Origin of the sequence: Singulisphaera acidiphila DSM 18658 (assembly GCF_000242455.2) — a bacterium.
GTDB lineage: Bacteria > Planctomycetota > Planctomycetia > Isosphaerales > Isosphaeraceae > Singulisphaera > Singulisphaera acidiphila.
The window spans coordinates 172,963-189,971 of sequence record NC_019892.1; the positions used below are offsets into that span (position 1 = coordinate 172,963).

The following is a 17,009-nucleotide window of genomic DNA, read 5'->3' on the forward strand; positions in this document are numbered from 1 at the left end:
TTGAACCCTTGCCAGATCGCGCGCCCGGGCGGTCGCTATTCTTTTGTGAAAGGCCTGGGGCACGGCGGCGCGTTCGACGAGGGAGCGATGGATCTGTGAGCACTGCTTTACCGCCGGCCGATCACTTGCGGCCCTTGCCTCTCAATATCGAAGAGGAGCTCAAGGAGAGCTACCTCAACTACGCGATGTCGGTGATCATCAGCCGAGCCCTGCCTGACGTTCGCGATGGCTTGAAGCCGTCTCAGCGGCGGATCCTGATGGCAATGCTCGACCTGGGCCTGAGCCCGGGGGGATCGACCAGCAAGTGCGCCGGGATCGTCGGCGAGACGATGAAGCGGTATCACCCGCATGGCGACAACTCGATCTACCCGACCCTGGCCCGCATGGCGCAGTGGTGGAATATGCGCCACCTTTTGATCTCCGGGCAGGGGAACTTCGGGTCGATTCACGGTCTGCCTCCCGCGGCGATGCGGTACACCGAGGCCAAGCTCAGCCCGGTCGCCGCCGAGATGCTCGAGGACATTAAGCTCGATACTGTCGACTTTCAGCCGAGCTACGACGAGAAGCACCAAGAGCCCCGGGTCTTGCCGGGCAAGTTCCCCAACCTGCTTGTCAACGGCTCAGGGGGGATCGCCGTCGGGATGGCCACGAGCATCCCGCCCCACAACCTGGGTGAGGTCTGTGACGCGGTCGTCGCCTGGATCGACAACCCGCAGATCGAGCTCGACGAGCTCCTCGAGATCATCCCGGCCCCCGACTTCCCCACCGGTGCCACCATCTGCGGCCGGCACACGGTGCGCGAGGCTTATCGGACCGGCCGCGGCAAGGTGATCCTCCGCGCCAAGTACACGATCGAAGAGCAGAAGGACGGGCGCTCGCAGATCATCTTTACCGAGATCCCGTACCAGCTCACCAAAGAGCCGCTCCTCAAGAAGCTGGCTGAACTGGTCAACACCGACCGGGTCACCGGCGTGACCGACATCCAGGACGAGAGCGGCCGTAAGGAGCCGGTCCGGATCGTCGTGAAGGTCAAGAAGGGGGAGGACCCCAACGTGGTCCTCAACCAGCTCTTCCAGTACTCGCCGCTCCAAGACTCGTTCAGCGTGATCATGCTGGCCCTGGTCGACGGCCGGCCGCGGACCCTGCCGCTGAAGGAGTTCCTCCGGCTCTTCGTCGAGCACCGGGTCAACGTGATCCGCCGGCGGACCCAGTTCCAGCTTCGCCAGGCGCGAGCCCGAGCCCACATCCTCGAAGGCTTGCTCGTTGCGCTCTCCTACATTGACGAGATCATCCGGGTGATCCGCTCATCGGCCAATCCGGTCGAGGCCCGGGCGCGGTTGATGGGCCTGGAAGTCTCGGCCGAGATTCTCCGCCGGGCCTTGGACGATCCCGACGCCAAGGCCGCTACCAGCCTGACCCGGATGCAGGCTGACGCGATTCTGGCAATGCGGCTCCAGCAGTTGACCGGCCTGGAAGCCGACAAGCTCGGAGGCGAGTACAAGGGTCTCAAGCGGGATATCGCCGAGTACGAGCGGATCCTGGGCGACGAGCAGGTGATCCTCGACCTGATCCGCGCGGATATGCGCGAACTGAAGTCGAAGTACGCCAACCCTCGGCGGAGCGTGATCGACCTCGAAGAGCTGGGCGACTACGACAAGGAAGCCCTGATCCGCGAGGAGTACATGGTCGTGACCGTCACCCATGACGGCTACATCAAACGCCTCCCCCCTAGCACCTACCGCGCCCAGAACCGCGGCGGCCGGGGGATCACCGCGGCGAACACCAAGGAAGGGGACTTCCTCGAGCGGATGTTCGTCGCATTGACGCATGATTATATCCTATTTTTCACCGACCGGGGCAAGGTCTACTGGCTCAAGGTCTATGACCTGCCGATGGCGGCCCGGACCTCCGGCGGCCGCGCGATCGTCAACCTCCTGCAACTGGCCGAGGGGGAGAAGATCACCGGTCTGATCCCGGTCCGCAAGTTCAATGAAGACGAGTGCCTGATGATGGTCACCCGTCGAGGGACGGTCAAGAAGACCGAGCTGACGGCGTTCAGCCGCCCGCTCGGCCGGGGAATCATCGCCCTCGGGCTCGATGAGGGTGACCAGCTCATCGGCGTGGCCCGGACCAAGGCGGGCGACCAGGTCGTCCTGAGCACCAGCCAGGGCATGGCGATCCGGTTCGACGAGTCCGACGTCCGCGCCATGGGCCGCCCCGCGCACGGCGTCAGGGGGATCGGCCTGCTCGACGATGACGAGGTCATCGGCATGATCGTCGCCAACGGCGAGGACGACCCGGCGAGCATCCTGACCGTCTGTGCCAAGGGGTTCGGCAAGCGGACCATCCTGACCGAGTACCGCTCGCAACGTCGAGGCGGCAAGGGCCTGATCGACATCAAGACCACCGACCGCAACGGCCCGGTGGTGGCGATCGCCAAGGTCACCGAAGCCGACGAGGTGATGCTAACGACGACCAGCGGGATCCTGATCCGCACCCCGGTCGCCGACATGCGCGAGATCGGCCGGAATACCCAGGGTGTCCGTCTCATCCGCGTCGAAGAAGGGGACAGCGTCAGCAGCCTCGCCAAGCTCCCCGAAGAGGAGCTGACGGCCGATGTTGAAGCCGAAGTGGAAGCCGCCGGGCTCCACGCCGATGCCATCCCCGTCGATGGAGAAACGGCCCATATCATGGACGACGGCGTTGCCGAGGCCGAGGCTCGTGACCATATCGATGAGGTGGACGCTGGTAGCGAGCCGGAGGCCTGAGGCTGAAACCGCTTGAGGATGCCTGAGACCGGTTCCTGAATCGGTTGCGTTCCCTGGGACCGCGGGCGGGTCGCCCCGCCCGCATTCTTGCTTCGCTTGGGAATGCGGAATCTCAGGCATCCGGAAATCGCTCGAGACCGCGGGTCAGGGATGACCCGTTGGTGAGGTGAAAGGACAGTAAGCCGGCAAGAAAGTCTCGACTTCTCAATTTGGTGGTGTGAAGATAATAAACGTCATGGACGAACGCTTGCCGTTCAAACAATTGGATTTGAGTGTGATGGCAAAAATGATTCGAAATGGGGGATCAGATGAGCGAGGCGATCGGTGTCTACGTGAAGCGCGTGAGAGAACTCGCCGACCACGTACGAGGCAATGAGCAGGCGACCAAGCAAAGTTTGATAGGCCCTCTGTTCACGATCCTTGGATACGATCTGACCGACCCTCGCGAATGCGTTCCCGAATACCGCACCGATTTTGGCCCAGGTCGGTCGGTCAAGCCCATCGATTGGGCCTTCTTCCAAGGGGGCCGGCCGATCTTCTTTGTCGAGGCCAAGGAAGTCGGTAAGAAGCTTCCCGGTTACGACGAGCAGTTAGGGGATTACTTCGCGAAGTCGACCGACGTCAAGCTGGGCATCCTGACCAATGGAGTTCAGTGGCGTTTTTTTACCGATGTTGCGCACGCGAATGTGATGGACAAGGAGCCGTTCATCAAATGGGATGTTCTGTCCGATGACGAGCCTCCGTTCGATTTTCTGACCCTCCTTCAGAAATCCCAATACAATCCCCAACTGATCAGGACGTTCGCGGAGCGTAAGCACGCGCAGAACCTGCTTGTCGGGGAACTCAGTCGACTGCTGGAGCCGTCATTCGAGTTTGTCAAAATCGCGATTACCAACATCGAAACACGGATGCTGACAAAGACAGTCCTGGAATTCTGGAAGCCCGTTGTGGCCAACGCTCTCGAGGAATGGGTCAAACAGCGCATGCTTTCGATGGTTTTGAGCAGTCCCTCGTTGAGCGATGCAACCCCAGTGAGTACCCAGCCGAAGATCGAAACGACCAAGGAAGAACTCGATGGCTTTGCAACCATTCAACGCTTGCTTGGCGGCGATCGTCCAATTGCCTATGAAGATACGCTCTCCTACTTCAAAATCCATTTGCCCGAACGTCGCACGTGGGTGATATGCCGACTCTATTTTGATCGGAAACGCCCCTGTGTCTGGGTGCCCATCCCGTTGGAACAAACGCAGCAACTCGTCCCTTCCTTGCAGAGTATGGTCTCGCAACTGGGATGGTCTTGCGTGAACCTGGATTCGTACGCTGATCTCGAGTTGCTGGGCGATCTCCTTCAGGTGGCCTGGGATCAGCAGCGACAACTTCATCCTGTGGCTTCAAGTTCTGCTGTGAGCTCACCGGCTGAGCCGGAGATCGTTGATCCTCTGATTCCGGTTTCCTGATCGGTCGGCAGGCCGGTTCAGGCTATGCCATGCTGTGGTGTGTGAGGCGAGCCATGCCGACTTACGAACAGCGTCTGAACCAGGATTGGGGGTGGGCCTTGAGCGAAGGGAGTCGGCATTTCGAGGAGAAGAGCGCCGTCCAGGATGCTTTGCTCAAGATCGCTCACCGGCTCACTGTTTTGGGAGTACCTTACGCGATCGCGGGTGGCATGGCCTTGTTCAAGCATGGTTTTCGCCGGTTCACCGAGGATGTCGATATCCTCGTGACTCGCGAAGGTTTGAAGACCATTCATGAGCGGTTGGAGGGGCTCGGCTACGTCCCGCCGTTTCCGGGAAGTAAGAACCTCCGCGACGCCGAGCATGGCGTGCGCATTGAGTTTTTGATTGCTGGCGACTATCCAGGCGACGGTAAGCCGAAGCCAGTCGCTTTTCCCGACCCGACCGAAGCCCGCATCGAGTTTGCGGGGGTCTCGTACCTCGACCTTCCGAAACTCGTCGAGCTGAAACTGGCCTCAGGTATGACGGGCGGGGTTGCTAGGCTCAAGGATTTCGCCGACGTGGTGGCGTTGATTCAGACGCGGCAGTTGCCCACAGAGTTTGCGGCTTCGCTCAATCCCTACGTCCGCGAGCGATTCCTCGAACTGTGGAACGGACTCCAAGAGACTCCGTACGAGCCTTGATTCCCTCGGCGGCTTCCTTGGATTGAATGGGCTTGAGCTTGCACGACTCGGGTCGGTATGGCCCACCCGTCTTTGTCTTTTCTTGCAGGGTAGGGCTTTTGCCTGTCACCGTCCCGGGGGACGGCAGGCTAAGGCCTACCCTGTAGAATTGGTGATTATTTTGGATATGTTAAATTGTTTTGATTTGTGATTAGGCCGTTTTGCGTTTGTGTTGTGCCCTCTTGACTTCCACCCACCCCGAGCTGACAACCGTCTGGTGAAACGTCGCGGGGGGAGAAACCAGGGTGAACCTCCGCGTCTTTGGGTTACGGGGAGGACAACGACAATGAGATGGCGGAGCATGCTAAGGGGCGGCCTTTTCTTGATTCTCGGCCTTGCGGGGGCCGCGTCGGCGGCTCCCAAGGAAGAGAGTCTGACGCCCAAGGCGCTCAGCGAGCGGCTGGTCACTCAGCCCAAGGGAGAGGATGCGGAGCAGCTCGCGAAGGAACTTCGCGCCTGGTTCGGCAAGGATAACCTTCTCAAGGGGGTGAACCCCAAGGTCGACGGGTTGGAGGTGGCCTGGGCGATCGAAGTGCCGGGCGAAGGGGTTGCGCCTCGGGTGGTCGCTCTTGAGGGCGAGTTCAGCCTGCCGCTGGTTCGGGTCGGTATGACCGACGTCTACGCGGCCACCGTTCCGCTGCCGGACGGGGCGGCGATGCGCTGGGCGTACGAGGTTTCCGGCAAGCGGGTCGAGCGGGTCCTCAAACCCAACCAGCGTGGCGCTGACCAGCTTGAGGTCTACGCGACGCATCCCGACAGCGTGCCACGATCCGACGTGCCCAAGGGCAAGCTCACCCAGCAACCGGCCTGGAAGAGCAAGATTTTCGACGGCACAAGCCGCGATTGGTGGGTCTACGTCCCGGCGCAGTACAAAGACGATGCCCCGGCCTGCGTCATGGTCTTTCAGGATGGCGGGGGCTATCGGGAGTTCGTCCCGACCGTCTTCGACAACCTGATCGCCAGCGGCGACATGCCGGTCACCGTCGCCATCCTCATCAACCCGGGCGACGGCCCGGGCGAACAGGGCCGGGGCCAGCGGAGCGTCGAGTACGACACCCTCTCCGACCGCTACTCACGGTTCCTCCTCGAAGAGATCCTCCCCGAGGTCGAAAAGACGGTCAAGCTTCGCCATGACCCCGATAGCCGGGCCATCTCCGGGGCCAGCAGCGGCGGCATCTGCGCCTGGACGGTCGCTTGGGAACGCCCCGACGAGTTCCGCAAGGTCCTCTCATGGGTCGGCAGTTTCACCAACATCGCCAGCGGTAAGACCGGTCGCGAGGGGGGCCACAACTACGAGGCGATGATCCGCAAGACGGATAAGAAGCCGATCCGCGTGTTCCTTCAGGACGGATCCAATGACCTGGATAACAACAACGGCAACTGGCCGCTCGCCAACCAGCAGATGGCCAAGTCGCTGAAGTTCAAAGACTATGATTATGAGTTTGCTTACGGCCAAGGGTTTCATTCGAATAAGCATGGCCGTGCGATCTTGCCCGATTCGCTTCGCTGGCTCTGGCGCGGTTACGAAAAGAAGTGAATGAGGATGTTTTGGAATTCTGAGGCGAACGGGGAGCGGATCACTCCCCGTTCGCTCGCTCGTCTGGGTTGGCTGCCCTCGTCAGTCGTTGTATTTTTGGCGGAGCCGTGGCGAGAGGCGGAGGATGAGCTGGGCACGCTCGAATTCGGCGAGCCACTCGGCGGTAACCGTGGCCGTGGCTTCGGCGGAGGGGGGGACGAGGCCCGTCGGGCAGGCTGCGCCGAGTTGGTCGATGGCGAGCTTGCGATAGGTCGAGAGGGTCCGCTCACCGTAGCGTGAGACCTCTTGCCCATCCTCGCTCAGAAAGACAACGACCGGGACTCGATGGCCCCCGTTGATCGCCAAGGCGTCGCGGACCTCGGTTTGCGCATCGCGATCGAGAAACCGGAGTTCGAGCGCTGGGGAGACCTGCGCGAAGTGGTCGAATGCAGGGCACTGGTTGATGCAGTCGCCGCACCAGGCCCCGGCCAGGCAGAGGACCGGCATCCGCCGCACGAATCCCGCCAGCAATGCGGTCTGCTCGGCGCTCAGCGAGAACTGCGGGTGCATGGCGTCCCACCGCGACCGCTGCGCGGGGGTTGCGTACCGGTCGAGGAACTCGGTGTAGGGCAAGGCCTCGGCGAAGATCTTCGACCAATCCATTTCGGGGGACCCTGAAGAATAAAATCGGCTATGACTTTCGGGCGATCGCGTCTCAATCCAGCGAAGGGCTCGCGACTTCGTCGGCCTCCTGGCACGTGTCCATGTCTCTGATGGGCTCGTTCTGGAGTGTCGGAAGTCCGTCACCCGCCGGGTCGATGAGGATCGAGAGGCAGAAGACGGCGATCCGTCTCCCTATTATTGGGTGTCCCCCTCTCAAATCCAGCCCAGGGCGGTCAGGGCGGCGAGGTGCTTGCAGGTTGCCGGGGTATTGTCCACGTCGGCAATCCGATAGGTCCACTCCGCGCAGTCGCACTGGGTGGATCCGTCCTGGAGGCGGCAGGCGTAGTAGGGACCGTCGTCGAGCGGAGGGGTCAGCCGGGTGATCCGCCACTGGACCGGGGCGAGCTCGGTTCCTCCCACCTGCTGGACGCGATAGGTTTGGCCGGCGATCGGAATCAGGATTGCGAGTGGTGTGTCGTGGCCCTCGGCTCCCAGGGTCAGGACGGTCAAGGGGGCCTGGTTCAGCGCCTCCTCAAGGGTCGCCTTGCCGAACTCGGCGCGGAGGCGGTCCCACGACCGCCTGGCCTCGTGCAAGGCGTTGCGGAAGTGCCAGGAGGTGGGATGGAACGGGCCGAGCGTGACCTCGGCAGCCTCGAGGTCGGCGGTGGAAACGTCCAGGATCATTCGCGCCCGCTGCGCCAGTTCGACCACACGGCGGAGCGGGTCCGACGGATCGCGGTCGCGGAGCGATGACGGCTTCCTTCGCAAGGGCGCGGGCATCGTCGACCTGGGGCTTGGGGGCCGGAGGATCAAGGAACTCCACCCAATCGGACGAGTCAGTCCGGCTCGTCAATGCCCCTCAGGTGGACGTAGTGCGCTGATTCGTCCATCCGGCCCGCCCAGGCTCGGGTGGCCTCAATCCGATAGGCCCGCCCCGCTAACGTCACCCGATCCCCGCTCCCCCAACCCGAACTTGAGTTCGAGCGAGAGACCCCCACCAGGCAAACCTCGCGCACCGAGGGCCTGATTGCACATCGCTCCGTCCGGACCTCATCCACCAGGATCGCCATCGCCGGTCCCCTCCGTGCCTGCGTTGCGAAGGGCCCCGCACCCGCCGATCCGTCCGCCGGCGCGGAAACAACCTCCCCAGGAGTGTCTTTGCCTAGGACCTTACGTTCACAAGTGTACTGAACATCAGGAAAGGAGACAAGAGACCAGTTGAGGTGGGTAGGGTTGAGGCTGAAGAGGTGGCCTTTGCCAGGAACGGTCTTCCTTTTCCCTGGGACTGCGGGTGGGTCGCCCGTGATCCCAGGGGGGGAATGCAAATGAAGAGGGGCATGGAGGCCCGCTCTTGATGAGCGAGGACCTCTATGCCCCTTGAATCGGTGCGGTTTCTTCACCGTTGTCGAGTCTCAGTTGCTCTTCTTCTTCACCGAGACCGTGATCTTCGATGCGACCGATTTGTCGTGGGTGACGACCACGTTGATCCCCTTGCGTCCCTTTTCCTGGACTTTGGCGACGTTCTTGGAGACCTTTTCGAGGTCGATGGGGGCGGCGGCCCCCTTGGCGTTCACGAATTCCGTGTCGCTCTTGACGGTAACTTCAACCTCTTTGTCACTCCCGTTCTCGATGACGGTGACCTTCTTGCCTTCGACGTCGACCTTGGAGATCACTCCGAGCAACTCATCGGCAAGCGCCGACCCGGCGACCAAGCCCAGAGCCACAACGCCGGAGAGCAGTGCCAACAGAAATGTGCGCCGGTTGTTCATAGAAACGTGCACCTTTGAAAATTTCTGGAAACAGAGAGTCGGATAACCACGAGAGGGTTAATTCCGACAAAATCGATCGGCATGATGTCTTATGGGGTTCTGACTGTCAACCCAGTACCAGGGAAATCCCAGCGCGTGTTTGAGGGGGCCTTCATGAACGCGAATGCCTTTTGCCGTCATTTTTTACACAACCGTTCGGGTCGAGGGGGAGCGATCGGCAACAGGCTGGCCAGTTGATGGATGTTGGTGTAACATTTGGTGGATGAGCACGAGGGCACCGACCGAAACGGAGGGGGCTGTGAGCATGGGGAACGGACGACGCCATCAGCATGCAGTCGGTTTGACCCGTCGTGAATTGATTCAGGTGGGGTACTCAGGGCTGCTCGGCATTGGCCTACCGTCGCTCTGGTCGCGCGCGAGTCAAGGGGCGACGCCGGGGGGGCCTCGGGCCAAGTCGGTTCTCTTGATCTTCCAGACCGGCGCTCCGAGCCAGATCGATACGTTCGACCCCAAGCCCGAGGCGCCCGAGGAGATCCGGGGGACTTTCCAGCCGATCGCCACCAAGGCCCCCGGGGTCCAGATCTGTGAGCACCTGCCCGGCCTGGCGGCGCATGCCGACAAGTTCGCCATCGTTCGCTCGATGACTCACGGCCTTCCGAGCCACGAGCACGCGACCCACATGATGCTCACGGGCATCGACAAGATGCCGCCGGGGGCTACACATATGGCTTCGCGGTCGGACTGGCCCAGCTACGCCTCCGGGCTCGACTTCCTCCGACCGCGCGAGGACGGCATTCCCAACGGCGTGATGCTGCCAACCTACCTCAACAACGGCTATGGTTTCTCGGGACAGAATGCGGGGGTGCTCGGCCCGAAGTTCGACCCCTGGCACATCAAGCAAGACCCGAACGACCCCAAGTTCCGCATTGAGGAGTTTGCTCTCCCGGTCGGCCTGACCGCACAGAAGCTCGACAACCGCCGCTCCCTGATGGCGGAGATCGACGGGCAGTCTGAAACTCTGTCGAAGGTGTCTCGGGGAGGCTGGTCGGGGCTCCAGGACAAGGCGTTCTCGCTCTTGACCTCGGGCAAGGTGAAGCAGGCTTTCGAGATCGATCGCGAAGACCCGAAGACGCGCGATCGCTATGGCCGCCACATGTTCGGCCAATCGCTGCTCCTGGCCCGCCGCTTGATCGGCGCCGGGGTGCCGATCGTTCAGGCCAACATGGGCCATATGAACAATTGGGACACGCACACCGAGAACTGCGAACAGCTCAAGACGAGGCTTCTACCGCCACTCGATCAGGCGGTCTCGGCCTTGCTCGACGACCTTCATGTGCGGGGCATGCTCGACGAGACACTCGTGATCATGGTTGGTGAGTTCGGCCGGACCCCTCGGATCGGGCAGGACAGCCAGGGGTTGCCCCAGCACAAGTCGGGGCGCGACCACTGGGCCGGCGTCTTCTCTGCCTTGTTCGCCGGCGGCGGCGTTGTGGGCGGCCAGGTCATCGGTCGCTCCGACAAGATGGGTGCTTACCCTGCCTCGAAGGGATTCCTCCCGTCGGATCTCGGGGCGACGATCTACCAGGCTCTGGGTGTCGACCACGAAAGTACCGTGACTGACCAACTGGCTCGGCCGCTTCAGCTCAACCGTGGCCAGGTGATCGCCCCCTTGTTCACGGCGGCGAGCGTCTGAGCGTTCTCAAAGTGCTCGGTAAGTAAGGGCGGTACCGAACGTGAATCGGACCGCCGATACCCAGCGTTTGCGCGCCGTCGCGGTAGGTTACTTGGAGCGTTTCTCGGCAATCACGGTGGCGGTGGCGAAGGCATCGAGGACGCCGGATCGGCCGGGGTGGATGGCTTCGAGGCCGAGGCGGGACTGGACGGCGTAGGAGAGGCGCTGGCCGGTGCCGGCCAGGATGACCAGGCGCTGGCCTTTGGGCAGGGCGAGCAGGTCGTCGGTGCTGGTCAGGTCGAGTTGATTGAGGTGGGGAAGCGCGGAGCGGAGGATGAAGCGGAGCCGGCCGCCGGGGGCGGAGCCTTCTTCGGACTGGCGGCTGAGTTCGGGGCTGACCACGGCCACGAGATCGAACGGCTGCTCGCGGTTGCGGCGGAGGATCATGGCGCGGAGATTCAACAGGTCGTCGGTCTCTTTGTGGTGGAAGCAGATCTCCTTGATTCCTGCGGCAACCGTCACAATTAGCACGGTGGCCAGGAACCCGCCGAGGACCTGGCGCTGGCGGTCGTCGCGCCGCCTCGCCCAGCGATCGAGGCCTCGGGTGATCACGACGGCGACCACCAGCAGGTCGAGGGCCAGGTGCAAACCCAGGGCGGTGGCGGAGTCGGCTCGGGCGTGGGCGAGGTCGTCCATCGCTCCGCGAAGGTTGGCGCTGGCCCACCAGGCGATCGAGACGGCCGTGGCGGGGGCGAGCCAGGTCAGGGTCCGGATCGGGATCTCCCGGCTCGCCAGGTCGGTGATCGCTCGCGCGGCCAGTAAGTTCAAGGGGGCGAGCAGGAAGAGGCCGAGCGCGGGTCGCGGACCGCTTGGCAAGAGGGTGGGCACCAGGGCGGCGACGGCGAGCCAGAGCACCCAGAACACCCCGCCGACGACTTCCCGGTCGTCGCTCTCGTCGGTCAGGCCCAGCCGGATCATTCGGACCGCCGCGTAGATCCCTAGCGGCAGAGTGGCGGGGGCGAGGTCCACCAGGCGGCCCAGGAGGCCCGTGCTCTGCTGGCTGTGGGGAGTGAGCGGAGCCAGGGCCGCCGTGATGATTTGCGACCCGTAGGTGGCATACATCCGGATGTTCCAGGGGGCCGCCAGCGCGAGCCCGATTGCCAGCGCCACCGCGCCGGCGATCAGGCTCGGGTTGTTTCGCCACGACAGCCACCAGCGTCCCGCCCGCCCGCCGGTGGGCGTCCCGGCATGGAGGTAAGCCTGGTGCAGCAGGATGACCGGAATGCAGATCAGGCCGAGCCCGCCGAGCGACATCAGGGCGAGGCCCAGGGACAGGCCCCCCAGGAGGGTCGAGGCCGCTGTGCCGGACCAACCCCAGAACGGCGCGGAGTCCGCTCCGGCCCGCAAATGCCAGCCGTAGCAGAGCAAGGCCGCCAGGGTGCCTGCCAGGCCCAGGGTGGTGGGGGTGGCCTCCTGCATCTGGATCAGGAGGTTTCGGTTGAACCCCATCAAGAGCGCCGCGATCAGGCCGAGGCCGGGCCCATGCCAGAGCCGGCCGTGGAGGTAGATCAGGACGACGACGAGGATTCCCCCCACGTAGCTGGGCAGTACGGTGGCCCGTGGATCGAGGTCGGGGCTGAGCGCCAGGCCGACCGCTTCGAGCCAGGCGTAGAGCGGAGGCTGGAAGGCCACCGCCCGGAACGCGCGGGCCTCGTGCATCGGCTTCACGTTCGCGATCGCCGGGACCTGGTCGACGACCATGCCGTCGAGCACCGCCAGCCCGCGCAGGCCCCACCAGGGGCCTGGGGGGTTGAGGTCCCAGCTATTGAGTGCGTAGAGGCCCGGCAGGACCGCCACCAGTACGACCAAGGGAAAGAACATCGCCGACCGAGGCGCGGGGCGCACCAGGGGTCGCGCCGGAGTGATCGGCACTTCGGCCCTGCTCCAGCTCTCACGCTTCGGCCGCGTCGCCAGCCTTGGCATCATGCGACGACCCACCTTCTCAAAAACAACTCCCTACTCCCTGATAACTCCACGGATCTGGCGCACCTTACCACAATCGCGCGCAACGGGGGAGAGAGTTTCTTGCCGGGTGGTTTGCCAGGCCGGCTGTGCGCTGGGCAAATCCTTCCTATTTTTCGATTCCCAAGAGGCGGGCGGAGCGGATCGCGCCCTCTCTTTCTTTTTGTTTTGTTTGCACTCGCCCTTGCGAAAACCTACATCAAAGACAGGGAACGATTCGCTCCCCGCTCGTCTTTGGAGGCAAGCGAAAAGTGCCAGGTCAGGAAGCTCAAGCGTGCCTGAGAGCAGAAAGGGCGTTGGGCCGGGTTCCGCTCAGGCCGACTTGAGCAGGCCCCGGCGGAGCGTTTCGCCGACCTGGGTTGGCCCGTAGCCGCGTTCGACCATGAGGCAAGGGATCCCTTGCTGTTCACAAAGAGGGCGGAGCCGTTCAGGTACGTGGTGACCTATGAAGCTCTTGAGGATTAAGACAAGGTCGACCCCGTGGTTGCGGACCCGGCGCTCGATCGAGTCGAGCATTGCGGGCTTGGCGTCCTCGTACGGCTCCCAGTCGAGCTTGTCGAATTCGAAGAGCCGTTGCAAGGTTCGGCGCACATCCTCGCGAACGCTGCCGCCGATCATCAGGACCCGCAACCCTTGGGTGGCCGAGATGAGGTCTTCGTAACGTTCCTGGAGGGTGTCGTCATCCTTGGATTCCTCCTGGCGAATCCGGTCGAGGTTCCGGCGTAAGGCGCGCAAGCCGTTGCCTCCGGAGATCACCTCGCGATAGGGCATCACCAGTTCCAGGAGCGTGGGGTCGGATGCGCCGAGGCCGCTGACGACTTGCTTTAACTGGATGAGGAACTCCTCAACTCCTTCATCCGGTAGGGAGGTCCGCGCCATCAGGGCCTTAAGCTCTTCTAGGGCCGCCAGCCCTGCCTCGCGGTTCAACTGCTGGCGTTCCAGGTCGCGGGCCTGGCTCTCCTGGCGTTGCTGCTCCCAGTCTTTGGAGCGCCTGGCCGTTTCGGTCGCCAGGAGTAATTGCTCCTGAGCCTCGGCGACGTAGGCGGCCCAGTCGGTGTGGAAGTCGTGCCGGAACGCTTCGATGTAACCGGGCTCGTACTGCTTGGAGAGGGTCTTGAGCTGGTGGAAGGTGCGTTGCGAGAGGGCCTGGTTTTCCTCGGTCATCTCGCCATCATTGGCGGCTTGATGCATCCGGAAGCGGCCGATCCAGATTTTGAGTTGGGAATATTGCTCGAGCTTGCCGAGCATCCCGAAATAATTCAGGCTTGCCTCGACCTCGCGGGCGAGCGTCTGGAACTGGCCGCCGGGGAAGTGCATCTCGGCGTCCCAGAGCAGCCGGTCCTCGTTCGAGAATTTATCGGCCAGCTGGGGTTGGAGCCGGTCAAGCTCGCGGCGGAGCTGTTGGTAGTGGTCCATGGCCGTGCGGAGTTCGCGCCTGGCCTCGTCCGACTCACGGCTGACCGACTCGATTTCCGCTTGTGCCTCACGTTTTTTACGCTCGATCTCGGTCTGCGCGTCCGCGATCAGGTTTTCGGGGTCGGCGTCGGAATCGAGAGCGGCCTTGTACTGGGCGAGCTTGCGGACCAGTTCCTTGAGGTGCTGCTCGTCGACTTCGGCCTGCTCGAGCTCGCGGATCCGGACGGGCCGGACCTCGCGGAGCCGCTGGGCCGCGCGGTTGGCGCGAACCTCGGCCGTGCGGAACTGCTCGGCCGCCTGCTGTGTCTCAGCGCCGAGCTTCTTGGCCCGGCTCTTCGCTTCGGCCTGCCGCACCAACTCAGCAAGCCGTTCCAAGGATGGGGTCATATAACGAGTCTCTTCCTCAATCTCTCGCGTGCAGCTCCCCCGCAAGGGGGGTTAAGCCCGACCGAGTACACCGTGGATCGGCGTGCCCGAGCACAGGCGGAGCGGCCGGCCGAGTGAGTCCGCCAACTCCAGCGCAGGGTCGACGCCGAGCAGGTGGTAGACCGTCGCGGCAATATCGGAGGGGGTGACAGGGTCACGTGCCGGGTGCGCGGCCCAGCGATCGGATGCGCCATGAACGATGCCGCCGCGGATCCCCGCGCCGGCCAGAACGGTGGTGAAACAGTGCGGCCAGTGGTCGCGGCCATCTCGTCCCGCCCCGGCTCCACCCACCACCCCCTGCCCCACACGGGGCGTGCGGCCGAATTCACCCGTCCAGATCACGAGGGTTTCGTCGAGGAGGCCGCGGGCGTCGAGGTCGTCGAGCAAGGCCGAGAACGTTTGGTCGCTCGCTGGCATCAGACGGGTCTTCAAGTCGATGAAATTGCGGTTGTGCGTGTCCCAATACACGCTCACGTTCGTCAGTCCATCATTTTGCCAAAAAACGGTCGTCAAAGATACACCCGCCTCCACGAGTCGGCGTGCTTGGAGAACCGCTTGGCCGTGCGGGTGCAAACCATAACGGGCGCGAATCCGTGGATCTTCACGCTCCAGGTCAAACGCTTCGAGCGCACGCCTTGCGGTAAGAAGGTTGTAGGCACGTTTGTAGTGGGCTTCCAGCGCCTGAATTTGCGCTGACCGCTCCAGATGCCGCGCTTGCACCTCGACAGTCTGGAGCAAGCGCTGGCGATCGCCGAACCGCCCCGAACCGACGTCGTCGGGAAGACGGATCGCCCCGACGTGGTAATCCGGACGATTCGGGTCGTCATCAATCGTGAATGGGTTGAGCGTCGGTCCCAGCCAGCCGGCCCCCTGGCCGTGGCTCGACTCGACGAAGCGGGGGGCACCGTCGGGGACGGTCGGACGCATCTGCACGAACGGCGGTAAGCTGGTTCGTTCCTTCCCGCGATCCCTCCGTGCCAGGACGGCACCGTAGTGGGGCCAGTCGTCGCCGATCGGGCCGCCGCCGGGGGTCGGGATCGATTTGCCAGTCAGCAGTTCGTGCGTGGCCGTCGTGTGGTTCACATCGCCATGATGCACCGACCGGATGATGGCGAGCCGATGCGCCTGGCGGGCCAGATTGGGGAAGTGCTCGGAGATGGAGATTCCGGGAACGTTCGTGGCAATCGGCCGGAACTCGCCGCGGAATTGCTCGGGAGCGTCGGGCTTCAGGTCCCAGGTGTCCTGTTGAGCCGGCCCACCCCACATGAATAGAATGATGCATGCTTTGGCCCGGCCAAAGGTGCTGGCCGGCAACTGCGGAGAGCGCGAGAGGCTCTGTGCCGCCAGCAGCGTGGGGAGCTCGAGCCCGAGCAGTCCCAGGCCCCCCGCGCGCAGGAATTCACGCCGGGATCGCCCCTGGAACGTTTCCGTTGGGCCTCCGCGGTGTGCTGCATGCATAAACTGATTCACTCCGCGGCCAAATTCGAGTCTCTCAAACTTATCATACCCAGATCGTCCAAGAATGAAACAAGGGAAAGACCCTAGTGTCACGGCTCGAATAGGCTTGAATCGTTAAACAATGAAGTTCGGAGAATATCCTTGCCCTGGAGTCGCATTTTAAAACAACATCGACAGTGATCGGATGAGTTGATGAGGAACGCCGTTTGCCTGCACAAAGCCAAAGCCGAGAAGAATCCTCCTCGTTTCGGAGGGCGGATGGAAATCTTAAATATTTCGGAGATTCGATGCGAAGCGAACGAGACAAGATGCTGGCCGGGGAAATGTACGACCCCCTCGACCCTGATCTCTGTGTGATACGCGATCGCGCGCGCGATTTGTGTCAGGCATTGAACGCCACCCGGGAAGCCCAGCAGGAGGAGCGCCAGCGGATCCTCCGTGACCTGTTTGGAGCGGGGGGCGAGAGCGTTTTGATGCAGCCTCCCTTCTTCTGCGACTACGGCTCGAACATTCTGCTGGGGGAACGGGTCTTTTTTAACTTCAACTGCGTCGTACTCGACGTGGCCCATGTGCGAATTGGCGACTACACCCTGTTCGGCCCCTCGGTCCAGATCTACACCGCCACCCACCCGCTGAACCACGAACTGCGGCGCAAAACGGAGTTTGCCAAGCCGATCGAAATTGGCTCCGACGTCTGGGTCGGCGGTGCCGCGATCATTTGCCCCGGCGTCAAGATCGGCTCGCGCTCGGTCATCGGCGCGGGAAGCGTGGTCACGCGCGACATCCCCGAGGGGGTCGTCGCCGCCGGCAACCCCTGCCGCGTCATCCGGGAGATTACCGATTGACACTCCCCCCGGCGAGAGCCGGGGACTCTCAAATCCTTCGTCCCTGATGGTGCAGGCCCGCTTGTGACGTGCGATGCAATCCCAACTCTGCTCCCGCTCCGAAGAACGCCAGATTGCCGTTGAGCACACCACAGGCCTTGCACCTCCTGGACGAAGGAAACCCACAGTCGACAGCCGCTAGATATTTTACGATTAAACGCGCGATGATGTTCGAGTTGACGGTGGAATTCTCCCCACGAGGTATCATTTCATTCACGCTCCCACGATCAACGGCGTCC

At 62.9% G+C, this 17,009-nt stretch carries 13 protein-coding genes; 6 read left to right on the forward strand and 7 right to left on the reverse strand.

What is annotated here, in order from left to right; translation table 11 throughout:
• Positions 1-95 precede the first annotated feature (95 nt).
• From gyrA to SINAC_RS00695, 4 genes are all read left to right on the forward strand, one after another.
• Positions 96-2,768 (forward strand): DNA gyrase subunit A, encoded by a 2,673-nt coding sequence (gene gyrA / locus SINAC_RS00680; protein ID WP_015243781.1) that lies wholly within the window; start codon positions 96-98, stop codon positions 2,766-2,768.
• Between the two features lie 308 nt (positions 2,769-3,076).
• Positions 3,077-4,225: a hypothetical protein gene (locus tag SINAC_RS00685; protein ID WP_015243782.1), complete on the forward strand. Its 1,149-nt coding sequence runs from the start codon at positions 3,077-3,079 to the stop codon at positions 4,223-4,225.
• Between the two features lie 53 nt (positions 4,226-4,278).
• Positions 4,279-4,905, forward strand: coding sequence for a nucleotidyltransferase family protein (locus SINAC_RS00690; RefSeq protein WP_015243783.1), 627 nt, complete (start codon positions 4,279-4,281; stop codon positions 4,903-4,905).
• Between the two features lie 325 nt (positions 4,906-5,230).
• On the forward strand, positions 5,231-6,481 hold the full coding sequence (locus SINAC_RS00695) for an alpha/beta hydrolase (protein WP_015243784.1): 1,251 nt from the start codon (positions 5,231-5,233) through the stop codon (positions 6,479-6,481).
• An 81-nt stretch (positions 6,482-6,562) separates the two neighbouring features.
• Here SINAC_RS00695 and SINAC_RS00700 read toward each other — a convergent pair whose 3' ends face one another.
• The 4 genes from SINAC_RS00700 to SINAC_RS00715 all read right to left on the reverse strand — a co-directional run bounded on the left by SINAC_RS00700 (position 6,563) and on the right by SINAC_RS00715 (position 8,892).
• Positions 6,563-7,123 carry a thioredoxin family protein gene (locus tag SINAC_RS00700; protein ID WP_015243785.1) on the reverse strand — a complete coding sequence of 187 codons (561 nt, stop codon included), beginning with the start codon at positions 7,121-7,123 and terminating at the stop codon, positions 6,563-6,565.
• 213 nt (positions 7,124-7,336) lie between these two features.
• Complete coding sequence (locus SINAC_RS00705) at positions 7,337-7,891, reverse strand: hypothetical protein (protein ID WP_020467083.1); 555 nt, start codon at positions 7,889-7,891, stop codon at positions 7,337-7,339.
• A gap of 68 nt (positions 7,892-7,959) precedes the next feature.
• Complete coding sequence (locus tag SINAC_RS00710) at positions 7,960-8,193, reverse strand: hypothetical protein (protein ID WP_015243787.1); 234 nt, start codon at positions 8,191-8,193, stop codon at positions 7,960-7,962.
• A 342-nt stretch (positions 8,194-8,535) separates the two neighbouring features.
• Positions 8,536-8,892 carry a hypothetical protein gene (locus SINAC_RS00715; protein WP_015243788.1) on the reverse strand — a complete coding sequence of 119 codons (357 nt, stop codon included), beginning with the start codon at positions 8,890-8,892 and terminating at the stop codon, positions 8,536-8,538.
• Positions 8,893-9,196: 304 nt separating this feature from the next.
• Between SINAC_RS00715 and SINAC_RS00720 the strand changes: the two genes are divergently transcribed.
• Entirely contained in the window at positions 9,197-10,585 is a 1,389-nt protein-coding gene (locus SINAC_RS00720) for a DUF1501 domain-containing protein (RefSeq protein ID WP_015243789.1), read from the forward strand.
• Positions 10,586-10,672: 87 nt separating this feature from the next.
• On the opposite strand, the gene SINAC_RS00725 is transcribed toward SINAC_RS00720, so the two are convergent.
• From SINAC_RS00725 to SINAC_RS00735, 3 genes are all read right to left on the reverse strand, one after another.
• Entirely contained in the window at positions 10,673-12,550 is a 1,878-nt protein-coding gene (locus SINAC_RS00725) for a glycosyltransferase family protein (RefSeq protein ID WP_015243790.1), read from the reverse strand.
• Between the two features lie 348 nt (positions 12,551-12,898).
• Positions 12,899-14,389 (reverse strand): hypothetical protein, encoded by a 1,491-nt coding sequence (locus tag SINAC_RS00730; protein ID WP_015243791.1) that lies wholly within the window; start codon positions 14,387-14,389, stop codon positions 12,899-12,901.
• A gap of 51 nt (positions 14,390-14,440) precedes the next feature.
• Positions 14,441-15,886: a DUF1501 domain-containing protein gene (locus SINAC_RS00735; RefSeq protein WP_015243792.1), complete on the reverse strand. Its 1,446-nt coding sequence runs from the start codon at positions 15,884-15,886 to the stop codon at positions 14,441-14,443.
• A 287-nt stretch (positions 15,887-16,173) separates the two neighbouring features.
• Here SINAC_RS00735 and SINAC_RS00740 point away from each other — a divergent pair, with 287 nt between their 5' ends.
• The gene (locus tag SINAC_RS00740; RefSeq protein ID WP_015243793.1) at positions 16,174-16,731 is read left to right on the forward strand and encodes a sugar O-acetyltransferase; all 558 of its coding nucleotides are present in this window, start codon (positions 16,174-16,176) and stop codon (positions 16,729-16,731) included.
• Positions 16,732-17,009 lie beyond the last annotated feature (278 nt).